Annotated in this window: 23 protein-coding genes; 11 read left to right on the forward strand and 12 right to left on the reverse strand. The window is 68.7% G+C overall.

Going from position 1 to position 21,477, the window contains the following annotated elements; genetic code table 11:
- The first annotated feature begins 7 nt into the window (after positions 1-7).
- Together AB8M46_RS29875 and AB8M46_RS29880 are read left to right on the forward strand one after the other, a co-directional pair.
- Positions 8-244 (forward strand): ferredoxin, encoded by a 237-nt coding sequence (locus AB8M46_RS29875; RefSeq protein ID WP_007033644.1) that lies wholly within the window; start codon positions 8-10, stop codon positions 242-244.
- Positions 237-1,556: an NAD(P)/FAD-dependent oxidoreductase gene (locus tag AB8M46_RS29880; RefSeq protein WP_378423074.1), complete on the forward strand. Its 1,320-nt coding sequence runs from the start codon at positions 237-239 to the stop codon at positions 1,554-1,556. Before AB8M46_RS29875 ends, AB8M46_RS29880 begins: the two co-directional genes overlap by 8 nt.
- 514 nt (positions 1,557-2,070) lie before the next feature.
- Here the strand turns inward: AB8M46_RS29880 and AB8M46_RS29885 are convergent.
- Positions 2,071-2,520 carry a winged helix-turn-helix transcriptional regulator gene (locus AB8M46_RS29885; protein WP_378413913.1) on the reverse strand — a complete coding sequence of 150 codons (450 nt, stop codon included), beginning with the start codon at positions 2,518-2,520 and terminating at the stop codon, positions 2,071-2,073.
- 67 nt (positions 2,521-2,587) lie between these two features.
- Between AB8M46_RS29885 and AB8M46_RS29890 the strand changes: the two genes are divergently transcribed.
- Entirely contained in the window at positions 2,588-3,730 is a 1,143-nt protein-coding gene (locus AB8M46_RS29890; protein ID WP_394362369.1) for an MFS transporter, read from the forward strand.
- On the opposite strand, the gene AB8M46_RS29895 is transcribed toward AB8M46_RS29890, so the two are convergent.
- The 4 genes from AB8M46_RS29895 to AB8M46_RS29910 are packed head-to-tail and all read right to left on the reverse strand — an operon-like array spanning position 3,714 to position 7,350.
- On the reverse strand, positions 3,714-4,865 hold the full coding sequence (locus AB8M46_RS29895) for an acetyl-CoA C-acetyltransferase (RefSeq protein ID WP_394362370.1): 1,152 nt from the start codon (positions 4,863-4,865) through the stop codon (positions 3,714-3,716). The genes AB8M46_RS29890 and AB8M46_RS29895 overlap by 17 nt on opposite strands.
- Positions 4,858-5,460 (reverse strand): TetR/AcrR family transcriptional regulator, encoded by a 603-nt coding sequence (locus AB8M46_RS29900; RefSeq protein ID WP_394362371.1) that lies wholly within the window; start codon positions 5,458-5,460, stop codon positions 4,858-4,860. The genes AB8M46_RS29895 and AB8M46_RS29900 overlap by 8 nt, the downstream gene beginning before the upstream one ends.
- A 7-nt stretch (positions 5,461-5,467) precedes the next feature.
- Positions 5,468-6,235, reverse strand: a complete 768-nt coding sequence (locus tag AB8M46_RS29905) for an SDR family oxidoreductase (RefSeq protein WP_394362372.1) — start codon at positions 6,233-6,235, stop codon at positions 5,468-5,470.
- Complete coding sequence (locus AB8M46_RS29910; protein ID WP_394362373.1) at positions 6,232-7,350, reverse strand: acyl-CoA dehydrogenase family protein; 1,119 nt, start codon at positions 7,348-7,350, stop codon at positions 6,232-6,234. The genes AB8M46_RS29905 and AB8M46_RS29910 overlap by 4 nt, the downstream gene beginning before the upstream one ends.
- 72 nt (positions 7,351-7,422) lie before the next feature.
- Between AB8M46_RS29910 and AB8M46_RS29915 the strand changes: the two genes are divergently transcribed.
- From AB8M46_RS29915 to AB8M46_RS29935, 5 genes are read left to right on the forward strand one after another with little or no spacing between them, the layout of a single operon-like run.
- On the forward strand, positions 7,423-8,913 hold the full coding sequence (locus AB8M46_RS29915) for a FadD3 family acyl-CoA ligase (protein WP_394362374.1): 1,491 nt from the start codon (positions 7,423-7,425) through the stop codon (positions 8,911-8,913).
- Positions 8,910-9,743 (forward strand): enoyl-CoA hydratase, encoded by an 834-nt coding sequence (locus AB8M46_RS29920; RefSeq protein WP_037343597.1) that lies wholly within the window; start codon positions 8,910-8,912, stop codon positions 9,741-9,743. The genes AB8M46_RS29915 and AB8M46_RS29920 overlap by 4 nt, the downstream gene beginning before the upstream one ends.
- The gene (locus AB8M46_RS29925) at positions 9,743-10,876 is read left to right on the forward strand and encodes an acyl-CoA dehydrogenase family protein (protein ID WP_394362375.1); all 1,134 of its coding nucleotides are present in this window, start codon (positions 9,743-9,745) and stop codon (positions 10,874-10,876) included. The genes AB8M46_RS29920 and AB8M46_RS29925 overlap by 1 nt, the downstream gene beginning before the upstream one ends.
- A complete protein-coding gene (locus AB8M46_RS29930; RefSeq protein ID WP_394362376.1) occupies positions 10,873-11,802 on the forward strand; it encodes an acyl-CoA dehydrogenase family protein in 930 nt (309 codons plus the stop codon). The genes AB8M46_RS29925 and AB8M46_RS29930 overlap by 4 nt, the downstream gene beginning before the upstream one ends.
- The gene (locus AB8M46_RS29935; RefSeq protein WP_394362377.1) at positions 11,799-12,782 is read left to right on the forward strand and encodes an acyl-CoA dehydrogenase family protein; all 984 of its coding nucleotides are present in this window, start codon (positions 11,799-11,801) and stop codon (positions 12,780-12,782) included. The genes AB8M46_RS29930 and AB8M46_RS29935 overlap by 4 nt, the downstream gene beginning before the upstream one ends.
- Here the strand turns inward: AB8M46_RS29935 and AB8M46_RS29940 are convergent.
- Positions 12,691-13,674 carry an RNA polymerase subunit sigma-70 gene (locus AB8M46_RS29940; protein WP_394362378.1) on the reverse strand — a complete coding sequence of 328 codons (984 nt, stop codon included), beginning with the start codon at positions 13,672-13,674 and terminating at the stop codon, positions 12,691-12,693. The two genes, AB8M46_RS29935 and AB8M46_RS29940, sit on opposite strands and share 92 nt — an antisense overlap.
- Before the next feature lie 63 nt (positions 13,675-13,737).
- Between AB8M46_RS29940 and AB8M46_RS29945 the strand changes: the two genes are divergently transcribed.
- Positions 13,738-14,106 carry a nuclear transport factor 2 family protein gene (locus AB8M46_RS29945; protein WP_394362379.1) on the forward strand — a complete coding sequence of 123 codons (369 nt, stop codon included), beginning with the start codon at positions 13,738-13,740 and terminating at the stop codon, positions 14,104-14,106.
- Positions 14,107-14,109: 3 nt separating this feature from the next.
- Here the strand turns inward: AB8M46_RS29945 and AB8M46_RS29950 are convergent, their stop codons facing one another.
- Positions 14,110-15,057, reverse strand: a complete 948-nt coding sequence (locus AB8M46_RS29950) for a hypothetical protein (protein WP_394362380.1) — start codon at positions 15,055-15,057, stop codon at positions 14,110-14,112.
- A gap of 218 nt (positions 15,058-15,275) precedes the next feature.
- Between AB8M46_RS29950 and AB8M46_RS29955 the strand changes: the two genes are divergently transcribed.
- Positions 15,276-16,322: a fatty acid desaturase family protein gene (locus AB8M46_RS29955; protein ID WP_394362381.1), complete on the forward strand. Its 1,047-nt coding sequence runs from the start codon at positions 15,276-15,278 to the stop codon at positions 16,320-16,322.
- Positions 16,323-16,353: 31 nt separating this feature from the next.
- On the forward strand, positions 16,354-16,704 hold the full coding sequence (locus AB8M46_RS29960) for a hypothetical protein (protein ID WP_037343583.1): 351 nt from the start codon (positions 16,354-16,356) through the stop codon (positions 16,702-16,704).
- On the opposite strand, the gene AB8M46_RS29965 is transcribed toward AB8M46_RS29960, so the two are convergent.
- The 5 genes from AB8M46_RS29965 to hsaA all read right to left on the reverse strand — a co-directional run bounded on the left by AB8M46_RS29965 (position 16,692) and on the right by hsaA (position 21,436).
- On the reverse strand, positions 16,692-17,855 hold the full coding sequence (locus AB8M46_RS29965; protein ID WP_378423101.1) for a S8 family peptidase: 1,164 nt from the start codon (positions 17,853-17,855) through the stop codon (positions 16,692-16,694). The two genes, AB8M46_RS29960 and AB8M46_RS29965, sit on opposite strands and share 13 nt — an antisense overlap.
- 92 nt (positions 17,856-17,947) lie before the next feature.
- A complete protein-coding gene (gene hsaB / locus AB8M46_RS29970) occupies positions 17,948-18,502 on the reverse strand; it encodes a 3-hydroxy-9,10-secoandrosta-1,3,5(10)-triene-9,17-dione monooxygenase reductase subunit (protein ID WP_038516026.1) in 555 nt (184 codons plus the stop codon).
- The gene (gene hsaC, locus AB8M46_RS29975; protein WP_038516029.1) at positions 18,499-19,413 is read right to left on the reverse strand and encodes an iron-dependent extradiol dioxygenase HsaC; all 915 of its coding nucleotides are present in this window, start codon (positions 19,411-19,413) and stop codon (positions 18,499-18,501) included. The genes hsaB and hsaC overlap by 4 nt, the downstream gene beginning before the upstream one ends.
- Positions 19,413-20,261 carry a 4,5:9,10-diseco-3-hydroxy-5,9,17-trioxoandrosta-1(10),2-diene-4-oate hydrolase gene (gene hsaD, locus AB8M46_RS29980; RefSeq protein ID WP_394362382.1) on the reverse strand — a complete coding sequence of 283 codons (849 nt, stop codon included), beginning with the start codon at positions 20,259-20,261 and terminating at the stop codon, positions 19,413-19,415. Before hsaD ends, hsaC begins: the two co-directional genes overlap by 1 nt.
- The gene (gene hsaA, locus AB8M46_RS29985; protein WP_394362383.1) at positions 20,261-21,436 is read right to left on the reverse strand and encodes a 3-hydroxy-9,10-secoandrosta-1,3,5(10)-triene-9,17-dione monooxygenase oxygenase subunit; all 1,176 of its coding nucleotides are present in this window, start codon (positions 21,434-21,436) and stop codon (positions 20,261-20,263) included. The genes hsaD and hsaA overlap by 1 nt, the downstream gene beginning before the upstream one ends.
- Positions 21,437-21,477 lie beyond the last annotated feature (41 nt).

The raw sequence follows: 21,477 nt of genomic DNA on the forward strand, positions 1-21,477 counted from the left end.
ACGAAAGATGATCTTCGGAAGCATACGGCGTGGCACCCGCGTCAGCGTCGACAACGAGCGGTGCGAGATCTTCGGCTTCTGCGAGATGGAGGCGCCGTCCACCTTCAAGATCGGGCCGGACGGCAAGCTCCGCATCCGCCGGATGGTCGACCGGGACGGGCTGGACCAGGCCATCTCCGCCGCGCGGCTCTGCCCGAAACAAGCCATCAGAGTCAAGGGAGAAGGAGCGTACGACGATGAGTGACGGAGATCGGATCGTCATCGTCGGCGCGGGCGTCGCCGGGCTCCGCTCCGCGGAACGGTTGCGGGAGCTCGGTTTCGACGGCGAGATCGTGCTGGTCGGCGACGAGCCGCGGAAGCCCTACCACCGGCCGATGGTGTCGAAGGAGCTCATCACCGGCGGGGTGAAGCCGGTGGCCGCGAGCCTGGAGCCCTATGTCGACCTCGACGTCCACTGGCGGCTCGGCACCCGCGCGACCTGGCTGGACAGCAAGGAGCGCACGGTGCACCTGCCGGGCGGGGAATCCCTGTGGTACGACGGGTTGATCATCGCGACCGGCGTCCATCCCCGCCATCTCCCCGGCTCGCCGCGTCACGACCCCCGGGTCCGGGTGCTGCGCACCGTGGAGGATTCACTGGCCGTCCGGCGGGCTTTGGGCAACAGCAACAAATCCGTCGTGGTGATCGGCAGCGGACTGATCGGGAACGAGTTCGCCGCGTCGATGCGGTACATGGGCCGGGACGTCACGCTCATCGGCCACGCGAAGGCGCCCTTGCACCGCTTCGGGGAGCGGATCGCGTCGGCGCTCACCAAGGAACATCAGCACCATCGCGCGAAGCTTGCGATGAACACCGAGGTGCGGAACTGGATCAGCACCAAGGAGACGGTCGGCCTGCACCTGACCAACAACCAGTTCCTGGTGGCCAGCTGCGTGGTGCTTTCGATCGGCAGCGTACCGGCCGTGGACTGGCTGCGCGGCTCGGAGCTGACCATCGACGACGGCGTGCTGTGCGAAGCGACCCTGTTCGCCACCGGGGCGGAGGACGTCGTGGTCGCCGGTGACGTCGCGAAATGGCCGAACCTGCGGATCGACGAGACCCCGCGGCGGGTCGAGCATTGGATGAACGGTGTCGAATCCGGGCGCGCGGCGGCGGAAAGCCTGATGCTGGGCCGCGGCAACGCGCGGCCGTACACACCGCTCCCCCGCGCCTGGTCGTCCCTCTACGACGCGCGGCTGCAGACCGTCGGGATGCCGTCGCTGGGCAAGGACACGATCGAACTTTCCGACGGGGTCACCGGTTTCGTCCGCGACGGCAGGTTGATCGGCGCGGCGGGCTGGGACCGGCCGAAGGCGATGATCCACTGGACCGCCGAACTCGACCGGCGGCTGCCGGTGCCCGAGCCGGTGTTCCCCGCGCCCGCTCCTTCGACGGCGGACACGCCGATCGGGGAGGACATCCTCGCCCCGTTCGAGCGGGACTTCCTGTCCGAGACCCCGACCGAGGCCGTTCCGGCGCCGGAAAGGATGCCCTGGGCTCGCGTTCCCGCCGGGTGACCCGGGAGCGCGAACGGACCGGGGCCGCGCGCGGCGGCCGCGGTCCCCTCAGGTGGCGGTGGGCAGCTGGGCCTCCGCACCCACCGCCACCCCCTGGGGACGCCGGGAGGTATCCGGCCCGACGGTGATTCGGGCTCCGTCGGGTACCGCCCTCCGGGCTCCCCGTATCCGGTCGGGGCCCTTCCAGGCTTGACTCACCTGGGAGGGCCCCGATCTACGAACTCGTCACTCACGTGATCAGAGACGGAACTCATGTGCTTGGAGGCGGAACTCGCGTGATGGGGTGCCGCACTCGGTCTGCGGCATCTGATCACGCAAGTTCCGCCTCAAAACACGCGAGTTCCGTCTCTGATCACGCGAGTTCCGTCTCTGATCACGCGGCGGCCCGGGAGGAACGATGCTTTCGCCGCGAACAGCAGCAGGAAACCATGTCGCGAAAGCCACTTTCGGGACATCAGACGTCGCGAAAGTGGCTTTCGCGACACTTGGCGTGACCGCTCACGAGGCCTGGGCTTCACGAGGACGGCTTCACGACCACGGTGTCGTCCGGGCCGACCACACGCCCGTCCGCGGCCCGGATCTCCAGGCCCCGCAACGGAAGCCCGCCCTCGCGGTCCACCAGTTCCGACCGCGCCTCCCCGTCGGCGAAGAAATGCGCCTCGCCCCATTGCCGCAGCGCGACGATCACCGGGAACAGGTCCCGCCCCTTCGGCGTCAGGACGTACTCGCTGTACGTGCTCCCGTCCGAAGCCGGGACCACTTCGAGCACCCCGTGCCCGACGAGCGCCCGTAGCCGCGCGGACAGGATGTTCTTCGCGACGCCCAGGCTGCGCTGGAACTCCCCGAAGCGGCGCACGCCGTCGAAGGCGTCGCGCACGATCAGGAGCGACCACCAGTCGCCGATCGTGTCGACCGAGCGCGCCACCGGGCAGGAGGCTTCGTCGAACGTCGTCCGCTTGACCATGGTTGCATCTTACAACCGCAGTGCCCTACCGTCAGGTGGTAGCAAGTTGAAACCATCTGGAGGATCTGTGCATCGCGGTGTCGTCCTGTTGTTCGCCGTGGCCGCCGGGACGGCCGTCGCCACGATCTACTTCGCCCAGCCGTTGCTCGTCACCATGGGCGCCGAGCTCGGCATCGCCTCCTCGACCGTCGGCGGCATCGTCACGCTCACCCAGCTCGGGTACGGCCTCGGCCTGTTCCTACTGGTCCCGCTCGGCGACCTGCTCGACCGGCGGCGGCTCGTCGCCGGTCTGCTGACGCTGCTGGCGATCGCCGAACTGGTCGCCGCGACCGCCGTGAACGGTTTGACGCTGTTCGCCGGGATGGCGGCGATCGGCGTGCTGGCGGTGGTCACGCAGCTCCTGGTCGCGTTCGCGGCGTCGCTGGCCGCGCCCGCCGAACGCGGACGCGTGGTCGGTCTCGTGACGACCGGCGTCGTCCTCGGGATCCTGCTCGCGCGCACGGTGTCCGGCACGCTGGCCGACCTCGCCGGCTGGCGCGCGGTGTACGTCGTGTCCGCCGCGGTGACGGTGGTGATCGCGATCGTGCTGTATCGCATCCTTCCCGCCACGGCGCCGGGCGAGACCATGAACTACGGGCGGCTGCTGCGGTCCACGTTGTCCCTCTTCGCCGAGGAACCCGTCTTCCGGACACGTGGAACGCTGGCGTTGCTGATCTTCGCCGCGTTCGGCACGTTGTGGAGCTCGGTCGCCTTGCCGCTCAGCGAAGACGGCCTGTCGCACACCGCCATCGGCGCGTTCGGGCTGGCCGGGGCCGCGGGCGCGCTGGCGGCGGCCCCCGCGGGACGGCTCGCCGATCGCGGCCGGGCGCGGTGGACGACCGGGCTCGCGCTCGGCCTGCTTCTGCTTTCCTGGCTACCGCTGGGTTTCACCCGCACGTCACTGTGGGCGCTGGTGGTCGGCGCGATCCTGCTCGATCTCGCCGTCCAGGCCGTGCACGTCACGAGCCAGACCCTGATCTACCCGCTCCGGCCGGACGCCGGAAGCAGGTTGATCGGCGGCTACATGATCTTCTACTCCGTCGGCAGCGGCCTGGGCGCCATCGGCTCGACTGCCGTCTACGCCGTCGCGGGTTGGACGGGTGTCTGCCTGCTCGGCGCGGCCTTCAGCGCTCTCGCGCTCGTAGTGTGGGGTGTCAGAGACGTTCGATGATGGTGACGTTCGCCGTGCCGCCGCCCTCGCACATCGTCTGCAGCCCGTAGCGGCCGCCCCGCCGTTCGAGTTCGTGCAGCAGGGTCGCGAACAGTTTCGTCCCGGTCGCCCCGATGGGATGGCCGAGCGCGATCCCGCCGCCGTTGACGTTGACGCGGTCCGGATCGGCGCCGGTTTCCTCGATCCACGCCAGGACGACACTCGCGAACGCCTCGTTGACCTCGAACAGGTCGATGTCGTCGATGCCCAGCCCGGTCTTCCGCAGCGCGTGCGCGGTCGCCGGGATGGGTCCGGTCAGCATCCAGACCGGATCGGCCGCCCGCACGGAAAGGTGGTGGATCCTGGCGCGCGGGGTGAGTCCGTGTTCCTCGACGAACTTCTCCGACGCGATGAGGGTCGCGCTGGCGCCGTCCGAGATCTGGCTGGCCACGGCCGCGGTGATCCGCGAACCCTCGCTCAGCGGTTTGAGCCCGGCCATCCGTTCCAAGCTGGTGTCGCGCCTGGGCCCCTCGTCCAGGGCGGCACCGGCGAACGGGGCGATCTCGGCGGCGAAGCGGCCTTCGTCGATGGCGGCGATCGCGCGCCGATGGCTGCGGAAGGCGAACTCCTCCATCGCCTCACGGGTGAGATCCCAGTGCTCGGCGATCATGTCGGCACTGCGGAACTGCGAGACCTCGACGCTGCCGTAACGCTCCTGCCAGCCCTTCGAGCCGGAGAACGGGTCTTCGAAGCCGTACTCGCGCCCGGCCAGCATCGCCGCGCTGATCGGGATGGCGCTCATGTTCTGCACGCCACCGGCGAGGACGAGGTCCATCGTCCCGGACAGCACCGCCTGTGCGGCGAAATGCACGGCCTGCTGGCTCGAACCGCACTGCCGGTCGATCGTCACACCCGGCACGTGGTGCCCGAAACCCGCGGCGAGCCAGGCCGTGCGCGCGATGTTCCCGGACTGCGGCCCCAGCGTGTCGCAACAGCCGAGGATGACGTCGTCGACCAGGTCGGCCTCGACCCCCGTTCGCTCGACGACGGCCTGGATGACGTGGGCGCCGAGGTCGGCGGGATGGACACCGCTGAGCGCTCCCCCGCGTTTGCCGACCGGGGTCCGGACCGCGTCCAGGACATACGCTTCAGCCACGCCGCCTCCTCTTCGTCGCGATGCCGTCCAGCAGGATCCCGAGGTACTGCTGCGCGACGTCGTCCGCGCTCAGCGTGCCGCCGGGGTTGTACCAGCGCACCGCCACCCAGACGGTGTCGCGGATGAACCGGTAGGTCAGTTCGACGTCGAGGTCCTCGCGGAACACGCCGGCCGCGATGCCGTCGGTGAGGATCCCGTTCCACAGTTTGCGGAATTCGGTGTTGCGGTCGTTGAGGTAGCCGAACCGCGGCAACTGCATGAGATGCTTGGCCTCGGATTGGTAGATCGCCACCTCGGCCGGCCGCCGGTGAATGGATTCGAACGACGCCACGACGACGGCTTCGAGGGTTTCCTGCGGGCCTTTCCCTTCCGCGACGATCTCGGCGTAGGCGCCGAAGAGTTCGTCGAGGAATCCGGTGAGGATCTCGTCGGCCATCGACTCCTTCGAGTCGAAATGGTGGTAGAGGCTGCCGGAAAGGATGCCCGCCGCGTCCGCGATGTCCCGCACGGTGGTGGAGACGTACCCGCGCTCGGCGAACAGCTTCGCCGCCAGGGCGAGCAGTTCGGCGCGGCGGGACCCTGGGCTGGCTTTCATCGCTACCTCACGCATGCTGGGAACTCACGGACACGACCTCGCCGGTGAGGTACGAGGAGTACTCACTGGCGAGGAACACCATCACATTCGCCACTTCCCAGGGTTCCGCCGCCCTCCCCGAGACCTCGCGCGCGGTGAGTTCGGTGAGCAGTTCGTCGCTGGTCACCTTGGCCAGGAACGGATGCATCGCCAGGCTCGGCGCGACCGCGTTGACCCGGATGCCGTGTTCGGCGACGTCGACGGCCGAACTCCGGGTGAGCGCCATGACACCCGCCTTCGCGGCCGCGTAATGGGCCTGCCCGGCCTGCGCGCGCCAGCCGATCACCGACGCGTTGTTGACGATCACCCCGCCGTCGCCTTGGGCGATGAACCGCTTCACCGCGGCCCTGGTCGCGCGGAACGTGCCGTTGAGGGTCACGTCGATGACTCGCGCCCATTCGTCGTCCGTCATGTCCACAATGGACTTGGTGCCGCCGAGACCGGCGTTGTTGATGAGCACGTCGATCCGGCCGTAGTGCGCGGCGGCGCCGTCGATGAGCGCCTGTACCTGATCTTCCTGTGTGACGTCGCAAGGGATCGCGTGGACGTCACCGAGTTCGGCGGCCTTCTCGCCCAGCCGCCGCTCGTGCCAGTCGCTGATCACGACGCAGGCGCCCTCTTCCATCGCGCGTTTCGCCACCGCGGAACCGATCCCGGTGCCGGCCGCCGCCGTCACCACGACCACCTTGTCCCGCAGGAGATTCGCCCCCTCGGGGTACTTCGGCACCGGGATCACGGACGTACCTCCCTTGGCAGGCCGAGCACCCGCTCGGCGATGACGTTGCGCTGGATCTCGTTGGAGCCGCCGTAGATCGTGTCGGCGCGGGTGAAGAGGAAGAGCCGTTGCCAGGCGTCGAGCCCGTCTTCCGCGACCATTCCCCGCGCACCGCGGACGAGCATCGCGAGTTCCCCGAGGTCGCGATGCCAGTTCGCCCAGACCAGTTTGGACACTTCGGCCACGCCCGGCGACGAGTCGCCCAGAGTGCGGATCGCCTGTGCTCGCATGACCTCCAGGCCGACCCACGCGCGGTCGATCCGTTCGGCGATCACCGGATCGTCCGGCGCCATCCTGGTGAGTTCTTCGAGTTCCCGGCGGAAGCCGACCTGCTGTCCGAGCGTCGCGACCCCACGCTCGAAGGCGAGGGTGCCCATCGCCACACGCCAGCCGTCGCCGGGTTCGCCGACCACGAGGTCTTTCGCCGTGCGGGCGCCGTCGAAGAAGACCTCGTTGAACTCGGAGGTCCCGGTGAGCTGCTGGATCGGCCGGACCTCGACGCCGGGCTGGTTCATCGGGACGAGCAAATAGGACAGTCCTTTGTGGCGTTTCGAGCCGGGCTCGGTGCGGGCGAGCACGAAACACCAGTCGGCGACGTGCGCTAGCGACGTCCACACCTTCTGGCCGTTCAGCACCCACTCGTCGCCTTCGAGGGTCGCCGTGGTGGCCACGGCGGCGAGATCGGAACCCGCGCCGGGTTCGGAATAGCCTTGGCACCACAGTTCTTCGACGGCCACGATCGGCGGAAGGAACCGCTTCTGCTGTTCCGGGGTGCCGAACGCGATCAAGGTGGGACCGAGGAGCTCTTGGGCGAGATGACTGACCCTCGCCGGGGCGTTCGCTCGCGCATATTCCTCGTGGAAAACGACCTGCTGGTCGAGCGTCGCGCCCTGTCCACCGTGCTCGACCGGCCAGCCGACGCAGGTCCAGCCCGCCGCCGCGAGCCGCCGCTCCCACGCCACGCGTTCGTCGAAGGCCTCGTGCTCCCGCCCTGGACCGCCCAAACCGCGCAGTTCCGGCGGCAGGTTCTCCGCCAGCCAGGTGCGCACACGGTCACGGAAACCGTCCTGAGCCACGCCTGCCTCCTCTAGCCAAACCAGAGCCTGCTGCGTAGGCTACCCTACCAAGCACTTGCTAGGGAGACTTCGATGACTGAAGGAACCATCCCGGCGGCGCTCGACAGGGCCGCGGAGCGCTTCGCCGGCCGGGAAGCGCTGGTCGACGGCGAAGTCCGGCTCATCTATGCCGAACTCGCGCGCCGGGTGCGGCAGGCCGCGCGGTTCTTCGAGGGCCACGAACGGGTCGCGATCTGCTCCCCCAACACCTGGCATTGGGTCGTCGCCGGGCTCGGCGCGCTGTACGCCGGCGCCACACTGATCCCGGTCAACACCCGCTTCACCGCGCGCGAAACCGTCGACATCCTCGAACGCGCGAAAGTCTCCGCGCTGGCCATCACCGGCACGTTCCTCGGCACGGACCGGCTGGCGGACCTCGGTTCCGCTCGTCCGGGCACCGTGGTGCGCATCCCCGTCGAAGGCCCCGAGGAGCCCGTCGACGGCGTCACGGAATGGGACGCGCTCTCCGGTCTCGACAGCGATTTCGTCAGTCCCGCACAACCCGGCGACGTCAGCGACATCCTGTTCACGTCCGGGACCACCGGCCGCAGCAAAGGCGCGATGAGCAGCCATCGGCAGGCACTGAGCGTGGCCGAAGCCTGGGCCGAGTGCGGCGGGTTGACCGAAGAAGACCGGTACCTCGTGATCAACCCGTTCTTCCACAGCTTCGGGTACAAGGCGGGGATCCTCGCCGCCGTGCTGCGGGGCGCGACCCTGGTGCCGCAGCGCACCTTCGACGTCCGCGAGACCTTGCGGCTCATCGAAGCCGAGCGAATCACCGTGCTGCCCGGCGCGCCCACGATCTACCAGGTGCTCCTGGAGGCGCCCGAGCGCGGGAACCACGACCTCTCCAGCCTCCGGCTCGCGGTCACCGGTGCCGCGACCGTGCCGGTCACGCTCGTCGAGCGGATGCGGACGGACCTGGACATCGACACGGTGCTCACCGCGTACGGCCTCACCGAAGCGGTGGTGGCCACGATGTCCCGCCCCGAGGACGACGTCGAACTGGTGGCGAACTTCTCCGGCCGCGCGACGGCCGGCTTCGAGGTGAAACTCGGCGAGCACGACGAAGTCCTGCTGCGCGGGCCGAACGTGATGCTGGGCTATCTCGACGATCCTGACGCCACCGCGAAGGCCGTCGACGCCGACGGCTGGCTGCACACCGGCGACGTCGGCGTGCTGAACGAACGCGGGTACCTGAAGATCGTCGACCGGATCAAGGACATGTACGTCTGCGGCGGCTTCAACGTCTACCCGGCCGAGGTCGAGCAGGTGCTGAGCCGCCTGGCCGGGGTCGCCGAAGCCGCCGTCGTCGGTGTGCCGGACGAACGGCTCGGCGAGGTCGGCAAGGCGTTCATCCGGCTCGCCCCTGAGTCTTCACTGTCCACAGAGGACGTACTTACCCATTGCGAAGGCCAATTGGCCAACTACAAGACTCCTCGATTTGTCGACTTCGTGGCGGAGCTTCCGCGAAACCTGTCGGGGAAGGTCCTGAAACGCGTGTTGCGGGAGGAGAACGGATGACCGTCGAGTACGAGCGGCGCGGGCCGGTGGCCGTCGTCACGATGAACCGGCCGGAGTACCGGAACGCGCAGAACTCGGCGATGACCTACGCGCTCGACGCCGCGTTCACCCGCGCCGTCGACGATCCCGAGGTCAAGGTGATCGTGCTGGCCGGGGCGGGCAAGCATTTCTCCGCCGGGCACGACATCGGGACACCGGAACGCGACGTGGACGTCTCGTTCGAGCGCAAGGCGGTGCTGTGGTGGGACCACGTCGGCGCCGAGGGCGGTGATCAGCGGTTCGCCCGCGAGTCCGAGGTCTACCTCGGCATGTGCCGCCGGTGGCGTGAGATCCCGAAACCGACCATCGCGAGCGTGCAGGGCGCGTGCATCGCGGGGGCGCTGATGCTGGCGTGGGTGTGCGACATGATCGTCGCCTCCGAAGACGCGTTCTTCGCCGATCCCGTGGTACGGATGGGAATTCCCGGCGTCGAGTACTTCGCGCATCCCTGGGTCCTCGGTCCGCGCGCGGCCAAGGAGGTGCTGTTCACCGGTGAGCGCTTCACGGCGCAGCAGGCCAAGGAATGGGGCATGCTGAACCGCGTCGTCCCCCGCGCCGACCTCGAAACCGAGACGATGGCGCTGGCGGAGAAGATCGCGGTGATGCCGCGGATGGGGCTCGCGCTCGCCAAGAAGGCCGTCAACCAGGCCGAGGATCTGATGGGTCTCCGGTCCGGAATGGACTCCGTGTTCGGGCTGCATCACTTCGCGCACGCGCACAACGCCGAGGTCTCCGGCGGCGACTCGCTGGGCGGGCAGGACGCGCGCTCGATGCGGGACGCGAGTTCGTGATGAACCTCGATCTGGACGAGCGGACACTCGCCTTCCGCGACGAAGCACGTGCCTGGCTCGCCGCGAACGTTCCCGCCGAGCCGCTGAAGTCGTTCGACACCGCCGAAGGATTCGCTCAGCACCGCGAGTGGGAAGCCCGACTGGCGGACGCCCGCTGGTCGGTCGTCTCGTGGCCGCGTGAGTTCGGTGGCCGGGACGCGAGCCTCCTGGAGTGGGTGCTGTTCGAGGAGGAGTACTACGCGGCCGGAGCGCCGTTGCGGGTCAACCAGAACGGCATCTTCATGCTCGCGCCCACGCTGTTCTCCCATGGCACGGAAGAACAGCAGGCCAGGATCCTGCCGAAGATGGCGCGTTCGGCGGAGGTCTGGGCGCAGGCGTGGTCGGAACCCGAGGCGGGCAGCGACATCGCCGCCCTCCGGAGCACCGCGACCCGCTGCGACGGCGGCTGGCGGGTCAGCGGGCAGAAGACGTGGAGCTCGCGGGCGACGTTCGCCGATCGCGCGTTCGGCCTGTTCCGCAGCGACCCGGAGTCGGTGCGGCACAAGGGACTCACTTATCTGATGGTGGATCTGCGGACCGAAGGGGTCACCGTACGGCCGATCCCCCAGCTGGACGGTGAACCGGGGTTCGCCGAGATCTTCTTCGACGACGTCTTCGTCCCCGACGAGGACGTGATCGGCGCGCCGGGCGAGGGCTGGCGGGTCGCGATGACCACGGCGAACAACGAACGCGGCCTGTCCTTGCGCAGCCCCGGCCGGTTCCTCGCCGCGGCCGACCGGCTGGTCTCGCTCTGGCAGGAGGCGGGGCGTCTCGCGCACACCGCGGACCGGGTCGCCGACGCGTGGATCGGCGCGCGGGCCTACCAGCTGTACACCCTGGGCACGGTCACCCGGCTCGCCGACGGCGCCGAGCTCGGGCCGGAATCGAGTGTCAACAAGCTGTTCTGGTCGCATCTCGACGTCGCGCTCCACGAGACCGCGCTCGACATCCTCGGCCCGGACGCCGAACTGCGGGGCGCCTGGAGCGATGGCTGGCTGTTCTCCCTGGCGGGACCGATCTACGGCGGAACCGACCAGATCCAGCGGTCCATCGTCGCCGAACGGTTGCTCGGCCTGCCGAAGGGGGCTCGATGAGGTTCGCACTCTCCGGTGAACAGGAGCAGTTCTCCCGCAGCCTGAACGATCTTCTGTCCGGTGTGGACACCGACTCGGCCAACCGCGCCTGGGCGGCGGGTGATCCGGGGCCCGGGCTCAAGATCTGGCGGCGTCTGGCGGAACTCGGCGTGACCGCGCTGGCGGTCCCCGAGAAGTACGACGGGCTCGGCGCCACACCGGTGGATCTGGCCGTCGGCTTCGAACGACTCGGTTACCACTGCGCTCCCGGGCCGTGGACCGACACGGTGGCCGTGCTTCCGTCCTTGTTGGACGACGAGCTGCTGACGTCGGTCGCGTCCGGCGAGACGCTGGCTTCGGTCGCGTACGCGCCACACGTGCCGTACGCCTTGGATGCCGACGTCGCGGACGCTCGCCTGGCGGTCGAGAACGGCAGACTGCGCGCGTTCACCCCCGGAACGCTTTTGTCCTCTGTGGACAGTTCACGGCGACTGTTCCCACCGGTGAACGGCGACGATCTCGGCACGGCTCTCGACGCGGATCGCGCGTTCGAGTTGGGCTGTCTCGCCACCGCCGCGCAACTCCTCGGCGCGGGACGGTGGCTGCTCGACACGTCAGTCGCCTATGCCTCGCAACGCAAGCAGTACGGCCGCGAGATCGGCGGGTACCAGGCGGTCAAACATCTGCTCGCCGATGTGGCGACCGCACTCACGCTGGCCGAGCCGCTGCTGTTCGGCGCGGCCGTCACGCTGGACCGGCGCGACGTCTCCGCGGCCAAGGTGGCGTGTGGCGATGCCGCGCATCTCGCCGCCCGCACGGGGCTGCAGGTGCACGGCGCGATCGGCTACACCGCGGAGCACGCGCTCGGCCTGCGCCTGACCAGGGTCCGCGCGCTGGTCGGTGCCTGGGGTACGCCGCGATTCCACCGGGAGCGGGTGCTGTCATGACGTTCACCGCCGAACAGGACGCGCTGCGGGACAGCGTCCGGAAACTGCTGGACCGGGAAGCGGATCCCTGGCCGGAGCTGTGCGAACAGATCGGCGTGGCGGCGCTGGCCGTACCCGAGCGTTTCGGCGGGCTCGGCGCGGGGACGGCGGAACTGCAGGTGGTCGCCGAAGAACTGGGCCGGGTGCTCGCCGACGTCCCGTTCCTCGGCTCGGCCGTGCTCGCCGTGCACGCCGTCCTGGCCACGGGCAACGACAAGGCTTGCGAGCGTCTGCTCCCCCGCCTCGCCGAAGGCACTGTCGGCGCGGTGGCGTGGACCGACGCCGATGGCCGTTGGGACACGCCTGCCTGCCGTGTCGTCGACTCCGCCGTGGAGGGTGAGGCGCACTATGTCCTCAACGGTGACGAGGCCGAGATCCTCCTGGTCGTGGCGGACGGCTCGCTGTACGAGGTCTCCGATGCCCGCCGTGTGCGGACTCCGGCGATGGACGAAACCCGGCGGCTGGCTCGCGTGGTCTTCGAGAACGCTCCTGCCCGGCTGCTCGGCCCCGTCGACCTCGGCGCCTTGCGTGACGTGGCTTGTGCCGTCCTGGCCGCCGAACAGGCCGGAGCCGCTGCACGGGCGTTCGAGCTGACGGTGGAATACAGCAAGCAGCGGCGCCAGTTCGGCAGGCCGATCGGCGGGTTCCAGGCGTTGAAGCACCGGATGGCGGACCTTCACGTGCTGGTGGAGACCGCGCGTTCGGCGGCTTACGCGGCTCCGGAGTCGAGCAGGCTGGCGGCGGTGGCGAAGGTGCATTGTTCGGAGGCGCTGGCGACGGTGGCGGGCGAGATGATCCAGCTGCACGGCGGGATCGCGATCACCTGGGAGCATCCGGCGCATCGGTATTTCAAACGGGCGCATGGCGCGGCGCGGCTGTTCGGCTCGCCTGGGGAGCATCTCGGGCGGGTGCGGCCTGCGTCTGATCCAGGAACCGGGTGATCGCGCTGATCCGATCCCCGTCGAGCGTGAGGACCATCAGCCCGGCCGGTGTCTCGCTGTGGCGGCAGCGGAAGGCGGGCTGGTTGTTCGCCCGCGCCGGCGTCATGGTGAAACCTTCCACGGGAACGGCCATGGTGACGCGGAGGAAACCCGCGATCGCTTCGAGGCCGTGGTACTCGTGCGGCGCCGGCGGCATGGCGAGCCACGCGTCGTCGGTGAGCAGGCCGAGGACGCCGTCGAGGTCGCCCGCGGTGAAGGCGTCGGCGAAGCGCCTGGTCAGCTCGCGTTCCTGAGATGACGGCCGGTGCCCGGCGCTTTCGCGATGTTTGTCGAGCGAGGCGCGGGCGCGCTGAAGGATGCCTTTCACCGCCGTCTCGGTGGTGCCGAGCATGCTCGCGACCTCACCCGCGGGGAAGCACAGGACGTCGCGCAGGACGAGCGTGGCGGCTTGTCTCGGCGGGAGGAGCTGGAGACCGGTGATGAAGGCGAGCTCGATCGCCTCCCTGGTGCCGTAGCGCGCTTCGGGGCCGGGGTCACTGTCGGCGACGCGCTCGAGGAGCTCGTCCGGGTACGGCTGCAACCAGGTCATCTCGCCACGTCGGCTCGGTTCCGGCGGGTCGAACGGCGGTACCGGCTCCGGTGGGCGACGGCGGCCGGCGTCCCGCAGCGCGTTGAGGCAGCGGTTGGTGGCGATGCGGTACAGCCAGGTGCGGAGCGACGAGCGCCCCTCGAAGCCGCCGAGGCCCCGCCATGCTGCCAAGAGCGTCTCCTGGACGGCGTCCTCTGCGTCGGTGAAGGAGCCGAGGATCCGGTAACAGTGCAGGTGGAGCTCGTGCCGATACGTCTCGGCGAGCTCGCGAAACGACTGCTCGTCCGTTGCCCTGGTGCTCACAGACCGTTCCTTTCGCGGCGTGGGTGGTGTCTGACCGGGTGAAGACCGACGAAAGGAACCATCATGACCAGTCCCGCCTTGGCTGTCGCGCTCTCCTACCACCGCGCGTGGACCGGCGAGGACTTCGAGAAGGCGATGACGTACGTCGCCGACGACATCGTCTGCCACACACCCGGCGGGCCGCTCTCCGGCGCGGAGGCGTTCCGCGCGTTCATGGGCCCGTTCACCGAGATCCTGACCGGGTCGACCCTGCTTTCGGCGTTCGGGGACGAGACGACGGCGTTGCTGATGTACGACACCGCGACCCTGCCGGTGGTGAGCGCCCCGGGGGCCGAGCTGCTGACGGTGCGGGAGGGACGGATCGTGGAGTTGCGGATCGTGTTCGACCGGGCTCCTTTCGATGCGGCTCGGGCGGCCACTGCCGGGGCTTAGCGGCTAAGCGGCCAGGACATGCGGACGAGGGCGGGCCTGCGCGGTGCGGCACGCAGCCCGCAGCTCGGCGACCACCTTGTCGGGTTCGGTGCGCAGCCGGGACGGCAGCGTTTGAAGCACGACGATTCCCGCGGCGACGTAGCGGGCGTTGCGGGCGACGGTGGCACGGTGGTCGTCGAGGCTCGTGTGGTGCAGGAAAGAGTCGATCTCCCAGGCCAAGGCGATTTCGTCGCACCAGAAATCCGGGGTGGCGATGTAGCCGCCCTGGGCGTCGTGGATCGGGACGTTCCACCGGCCCGGCGGGAGACCGGATCTTCGCCAGAGACGCCACGCGTCGGCTTCCGCGACCGATTTCGCTCCCGCCAACAGTGGGGCAAGCGCTCGTCTCGGCATCGCGGTTCCCGCGGTACGACCTCGGTCGAGCTCGTCGGCGAGCATCTCCGGGGTGCAGAAGCGGCGCTGGACGGCTTCGGCCATCACCGCCTGGGCCTCATCCACGTTGGTGAGCCGTCGCACGGTGTCGGCGACGGCACGGGGAACGGGGGCCATCGGCAGACCTGCTTTCAGATGAGGTCGTGGCAGGCGATTGGTGCGCTCCACACGGACGAAGCCGACGTCGGCCACGTCACGGCTCGCGGGAATGAGGACATGCACGACGTCCTTCCCGGGAAGCCGGTCCAAACCATGGCAACGAAGCGCGTACGTTCCGGTGAGCACCGCGCCCGCACGGCCGTGGAGCAGGGCAGCGCGACCACGATGCTCGTCGGAGGGCTCTCCATTGTTGGTCAGCACGATTCCGGGCAGCAGCGACTGCCATGGCCCGCCCGCGGCGCATCGCCGGGAGATGGTCTGTCGCGGAACACCGATCTCTTCGAGGTCGGCAGCGCGGACCACCTCCGGGTGGCCCGGAGCGGTGAGCAGGGGGTGAGACGCCCAAGTTCCTCTTCGCACCCGGCCACCATCCGCCAAACCACCGACAAGATCAGCCTCCAAGCTGCACGAGAGGTCCGGTCACGCCCAAAAGATCTCGTTCATGAAGGATTTGGGACATTGAGTGTCCCAGATCCTTCATGAACGGGCCGCTCACCAAGAAGGTAGGGCCAACCCCCGCACCAACCCACCGGCGCACCGCATTCACCCGACCCCCGCCCCGAACCAGACTCACAACGGTGACCGCAAACCTCCGCACAGGCAGCGATTTCGCCCGCCTGTCCCGCCGCATCAGCGAAGCGGGCCTCCTCGACCGCCGTCCCGGCTACTACGTCTTCCGCATCGGCCTGGTCGCCACCCTCTTCGCCGGCGGCTGGATCGCCTTCTTCGCGATCGGGGATTCCTGGTGGCAGCTGGGGATCGCCGTGTTCCAGGCGGTGATGTTCGGCCAGATCGCCTTGCTGTCGCACGATCTCGCGCACCGCCAGGTGTTCCGGACCCGCCGCCCGAGCGAGATCGCCGGCCGGATCGCGGGCAATCTCGGTGTCGGCATGAGTTACGGCTGGTGGATGGACAAGCACACCCGTCACCACGCGAACCCGAACCACGAGGACCTCGATCCCGACGTCGACCCGGACATCCTCGTCTGGTCGAAGGAGCAGGCGCGGGCCAGCAGGGGACTTCCCCGGTTCATCGGCCGCTACCAGGCGTTCCTGTTCTTCCCGTTGCTCACCCTCGAAGGCCTGAACCTGCACTTCTCCGGGATCCGAGCGGTCTGGAAGCCGGGTCTGCGGCGACGGGGGCTCGAAGCGGCCTTGCTGCTGACGCATTTCGCGCTCTACTTCAGCGCGCTGCTGGTAGTCCTCTCGCCCGGCAAGGCCCTCGTCTTCTTCATCGTCCACAAAGCACTGTGGGGTGTCTACATGGGATCGATCTTCGCCCCGAACCACAAGGGGATGCCGATCCTGTCCGGCGACACCGAACTCGACTTCCTGCGCAAGCAGGTGCTCACCTCACGCAACGTCCGCGGCGGCCGCGTCGTCGATGTCGCGCTCGGCGGGCTCAACTACCAGATCGAGCACCACTTGTTCCCGAGTATGCCGTCGCCGCATCTTCGCCGCGCCCGGCCCATCGTCCAAGAATACTGCGCGGAAATCGGCGTCCCGTATCACGAGACGGGACTTCTCGAGTCGTACTCGCTCGCGTTGCGGAGCCTGCACGAAGCAGGTGAGCCGATCCGACTTTCGTCGGGTTCACCGGCTGAGACGCCCGCCGGACGCCGTTGACACTCCAGATACGGCTTCTTACGTTCAGTGCATGTCGCCCCCGAAGATCTTCCCCGGCGCCACCCTGCATCCAGAACCGTTCCCGCGGGCCCTGCGCGCGGCGATCACGGCCAGCGGGCTCCCGCTCGACCGGATCCGCCATCGCCTCGAACTCCGCGGCGTCTCCATCAGTGTGCCGACACTGAGCCATTGGCAGTCCGGCAGACGGAGACCGGAACGCCCGGAATCGCTCCGGGCGCTCGCCGAACTCGAACAACTGTTGTCCTTGCCGCCGTTGGCCTTGCGCTCCTTGCTCGGCCCGCCCCGGCCCCGCGGACGAAAGAGCTCGGTCCCGGCACAGCGCCGGGACCGAGCCACCCCCGAGGAAACCTATCCGACGTAGAGCGTGCGGTTCGGGCTGCCGCTACCGGGGTTGGTGACCTTCCCCGGAGTCGAAGCGCTGATCAGCGCCTGAGCGACCTGCGCCGCGGTGGCGCCGGTGTGCGTCGAGAGGTACAGCGCCGCGGCACCCGCCACGTGCGGCGCGGCGAACGAGGTGCCGTTACCGGTGTAGGTCGCGGTGTCGTTGTCCTTCCAGGCCGAGGTGATCGAGACGCCCGGCGCGAACAGGTCGACCACGGAACCGTAGTTGGAGAAGGAAGCGCGGCGGTCGGTGCGGTCCGCCGCGGCGACCGTGAGCGCCTCGGTGACCCGCGCGGGCGAGGTGTTCGCGGCGTTCACGTTGGAATTGCCGGCGGCGATCGTCCAGGTGACCCCCGACTTGATGGAGTTCCGCACCGCGGTGTCCAGCGCGGTCGACGCGCCACCGCCGAGGCTGGCGTTGGCCACGGCGGGCTTCTTGGCGTTCTTGGTGATCCAGTCGACGCCCGAGATCACCCCGGCGGTCGTGCCGCTTCCGTCGGAGCCGAGAACGCGCACCGGGTACAGCGAAGCACCCTTGGCGACACCGTATTTCGCCCCGGCGATCGTGGCCGCGACATGGGTGCCGTGACCGTAACCGTCGTCCGCGTTCGTGTCATTGTCGACGAAGTCGTAACCCTGCTTCACCCGCCCGCCGAAATCGGTGTGCGTGGCACGGATTCCGGTGTCGAGAACGTAGACGTTCACATTCGAAGCGGTCGTCGAGTAGTTGTACTTGCCGTCGAGCGGAAGATCGCGCTGATCGATGCGGTCGAGCCCCCACGACGGCGGATTCGTCTGCGTCGCCTCGGCGCGCAGCACCTTGTTCTGTTCCACGAAGGCGACCGCCGGGTCGGCCGCGAGCCGCTTGGCCTGCCGCTCCTTCAGCGCCACCGAGAAACCGCTGATCCCCTGCGTGTACTGCCGCCCGATGGCACCACCGAACTTGCTTGCCAGCGAAGGCTTGTCGGCGGTCGAGCCGTCCTTGAGCACGACGATGTAGCTGTCGGCGACGGCGCCTTCCGCACCGGCGCCGACGATCGCGCCCTCGGCCGCCTGCGCCGGCGTCACGCCTGCCAAAACCGTGACGACGGCGGCGGCCAACCCGATTCCGGTCAGTCTGCGAGAATTCACGTTGCTGTCCCCATTCCTTGGTGAGCTTCCGCCGAAAACGCTAAGCGGAAGCCACCGGAAAGGACAGCTTTACATTTTTTCGTTTATACGGATTAAAGCCAATCGTCCGGACGCGGCCACGGCATGAGCGCGGCGAGCGCGTCCGTCACCGGTTCGGTCACCGTGTACCGCCCGCGGTGGAACAGCAGCGGCCGATCGTCCGACGGTTCCCCCAGCGCGGTGACCCGGCCGACGACGACGTAATGGTCCCCCGCCTCGTGCACCGCTTCGAGCGTGCAGTCGATCCACGTCAAAGCCCCGGTCAGCAAAGGAGATCCGGACGGCGCCGGGGTCCAGTCGACCGACGCGAACTTGTCCGCGCCCCGCGCGCCGAACACCGCGCTGACGTCTTGCTGATCTTCGGCCAGCACGTTGACGGCGAACCGGCCGGACTCGGCGAGTACCGCCCACGTCCGGGAAGTCTTGGCAGGACAGAAAAGCACCAGCGGCGGGTCCAGCGAAAGTGCCGCGAACGACTGGCACGCGAAGCCCACCGGAGCCTCGCCGTCGTGTCCGGTCACGACCGCCACGCCCGTGCAGAAATGCCCGAGCACCGTGCGGAACCGTGCCGGATCGATGTCCGCGCCGAGGTCCGTCACCGGGGTCACGACTGCCCCGGCGGCCTGGCGCCGACTGAAAAGTCGTGTCCCCACAAGGAAACCGCCGTACTCTCTCGGGCGATCCAGCTTTCGTCGTCCACTTGACGTCCCTCGCAGCCGTATTCGACATCGAAGCCGCCGGGGGTCTTCATGTAGAACGAGAGCATCAGATCGTTGACGTGCCGCCCGAGGGTCGCCGACATCGGCACCTTCCGGCGGATGGCCCGGTCGAGACAGAGACCGACGTCGTCGGTGTTCTCCACTTCGACCATGAGGTGCACGATGCCGCTCGGTGTCGGCATCGGCAGGAACGCGAGGCTGTGGTGACGCGGGTTGCAGCCGAAGAACCGCAGCCACGCCGGCGCGCCGTCGGCGGGCCTGCCGACCATCTGCGGTGGCAGTTTCATCGAGTCCCGCAGCCGGAATCCGAGTACATCACGGTAGAAGCGCAAGGACGCCTCATCGTCGTGTGTGGACAGGACGACGTGCCCGAGCCCTTGCTCACCGGTCACGAACTTGTGCCCGTACGGGCTCACCACGCGCCGATGTTGCAGAGCGACCCCGTGGAACACTTCGAGCGTGTTGCCGGAAGGGTCCTCAAAGGACACAAGGCCGTCGACCCGGCGATCGGCCAGCTGATCCGGTGTGCCTTCCTTGTACGGCACCGAGTGCGCGTCGAGCGATGCCCGGATCTCGTCGAGTTCGCCGGCGTTGGCGACCTCCCAGCCCGCGACGGCGAGCCTGTCGCGCTCACCGGGGAACACCACCAGCCGCGCCGGGAAGTCGTCCATGCGCAGGTAAAGCGCCTCGGGATTCGTGCCGGAACCCTCGACCATGCCGAGGACCTTCAGCCCGTATTCGCGCCACGCGGCCATGTCGGTGGCTTCGATACGCAGGTAGGCGAGCGAACGGATACCCATCAGGAGGCTCCCAGGAAGTCGAGTGCCAGCCGGTTGAACTCGTCGAACTTCTCCAGCTGCGCCCAGTGCCCGCAGCCGCCGAACACGTGCAGCTGCGCACGCGGGATCGTCTTGAGCGCGAGCAGCGCGCCGTCGAGCGGGTTCACCCGGTCTTCGCGCCCCCAGATGAGGAGCACGCGCTGGCGCAGGCGATGCGCCTCACGCCACAGCATGCCCTCTTCGTAGGTGTCTGGCTGGGCGAACGACTTCCCCATCGCCTTCATCGCGGCCAGCGACTCGGGCGCGCTCGCGGCGGCGAACCGCTCGTCGATCAGTTCGTCGGTGATCAGCGACTGGTCGTGCACCATGATCCGCAGGAAGGCTTCGAGCTTCTCGCGGCTCGGCCCCGGCGGGGCACTGAACCGGCCGAGGTTCTTGATGCCTTCGGTGGGATCGGGCGCGAACAGGTTCACGCTCAGGCCGCCCGGCCCCATCAGGACCAGCCGTCCGGCGCGTTTCGGATGGTTGAGCGCGAGCCGCACGGAAGCCCCGCCGCCGAGCGAGTTCCCGACGAAATGCGCCCGTTCGATCCCGAGTTCGTCCATCAGCCCGACCACGGCGTCCGCGCTGTGCCGGAAGTACTGCGGATGCTCGGTCGGTTTGTCCGACCGGCCGAACCCGGGCTGGTCGATGGCCAGCGTCCGGTAGTTCTTGCCGAACACCGGGAGGTTGCGACCGAAGTTGCTCCACGCCGACGCACCGGGCCCGCCGCCGTGCAGCAGGATCACCGTCTCGGGATGTTCCGCGCCCGCCTCGTGGTAATGCAGCTTGAGTCCACCTTGGACGATGACGTACTTGCCTTCGGTCATCAGACCATCGCATTCTCGACGGGCAGCCCGAAGGCGCCGGTTCCGAACATGACGTAGGCGCGCTCGGCGTCGTTCGCCGCGTGCACCCGGCCGGCGTGGGCGTCGCGCCAGAACCGCTGGATCGGGGTTCCGGCCTGCAGCGCACGGCCGCCGGAGTTCTCGAAAAGCCGGTCGATGGCGAAGATCGCGCGTTCCGTGCCGCGGACCTGGTCACGGCGGACCCGCAGCCGCGTGGGGAACGGGAGCTTCTCCCCCCGGCACGCCAGCTGGTACAGCTCGTCGATGTTGTGCGTCAGCTGGAGCCAGGCCGCGTCGATCTCGCTGGCCGCCTCGGCGATGCGCACCTTCGCGAACGGGTCCTCTTTGGACTGTTCGCCCGCGTACGCCGCGCGGACCCGCTTGCCCTGGTACTCGACGTGCGCGTCGTACGCGCCCTGCGCCATCCCGATGATCGGCGCGGTGATCGTGCTCGGATGCACCGAACCGTACGGCAGTTTGTAGAGCGGCCCGGGGTTGATCTCCTGCCCCGGCGTCTTGCACTTCGACGTCGCGATGAAGCTCAGCGCGCGGTGCTTCGGGACGAACACGTCGTTCACGATGATGTCGTTGGACCCGGTGCCGCGCAGGCCCACGGTGTCCCAGACGTCTTCGATCGTGTAGTCGGAGATCGGCACCAGATAGGTGCAGAAGTCGACGGGTTTCCCGTCCTTGAACGTCGGCCCGCCCAGCAGCACCCAGGTCGCGTGGTCGCAGCCCGAGGAGAAACTCCAGCGCCCGCTGAGCCGGTAGCCGCCCTCGACGACGTCCGCCTTGCCCATCGGCGCGTACGACGACGAGATCCGGACGTCGGTGTCGTCACCCCAGACGTCCTGCTGCGCCTGCGCCTCGAACAGCCCGAGGTGCCACGGGTGGACGCCGAGGATGGAGGCGACCCAGCCGGTGGACCCGCACGCGCTCGCGACGAGTTTGACCGCGGTGTAGAAGCTCACCGGGTCGGCTTCGATGCCACCGAAGGTCTTCGGCTGCAGCATTTTGAAGAACCCGGTCTCCTGCAGGGATTTGACGGACTCCTCGGGAACGCGCCTGGCGTCCTCCGCCTCCTGCGCCCGTTCCCGCAGGACCGGCAGCAGCTCCCGGATCCCCGCGATCACGTCCTGCGCGGCGTGCTCGCTCATATGCGTTCCCTCTCTCGCCATACTCCGTGAACCGGATCCAA

This window comes from Amycolatopsis sp. SB7-3 (assembly GCF_041021335.1).
In the GTDB taxonomy this organism is placed as follows: domain Bacteria; phylum Actinomycetota; class Actinomycetes; order Mycobacteriales; family Pseudonocardiaceae; genus Amycolatopsis; species Amycolatopsis japonica.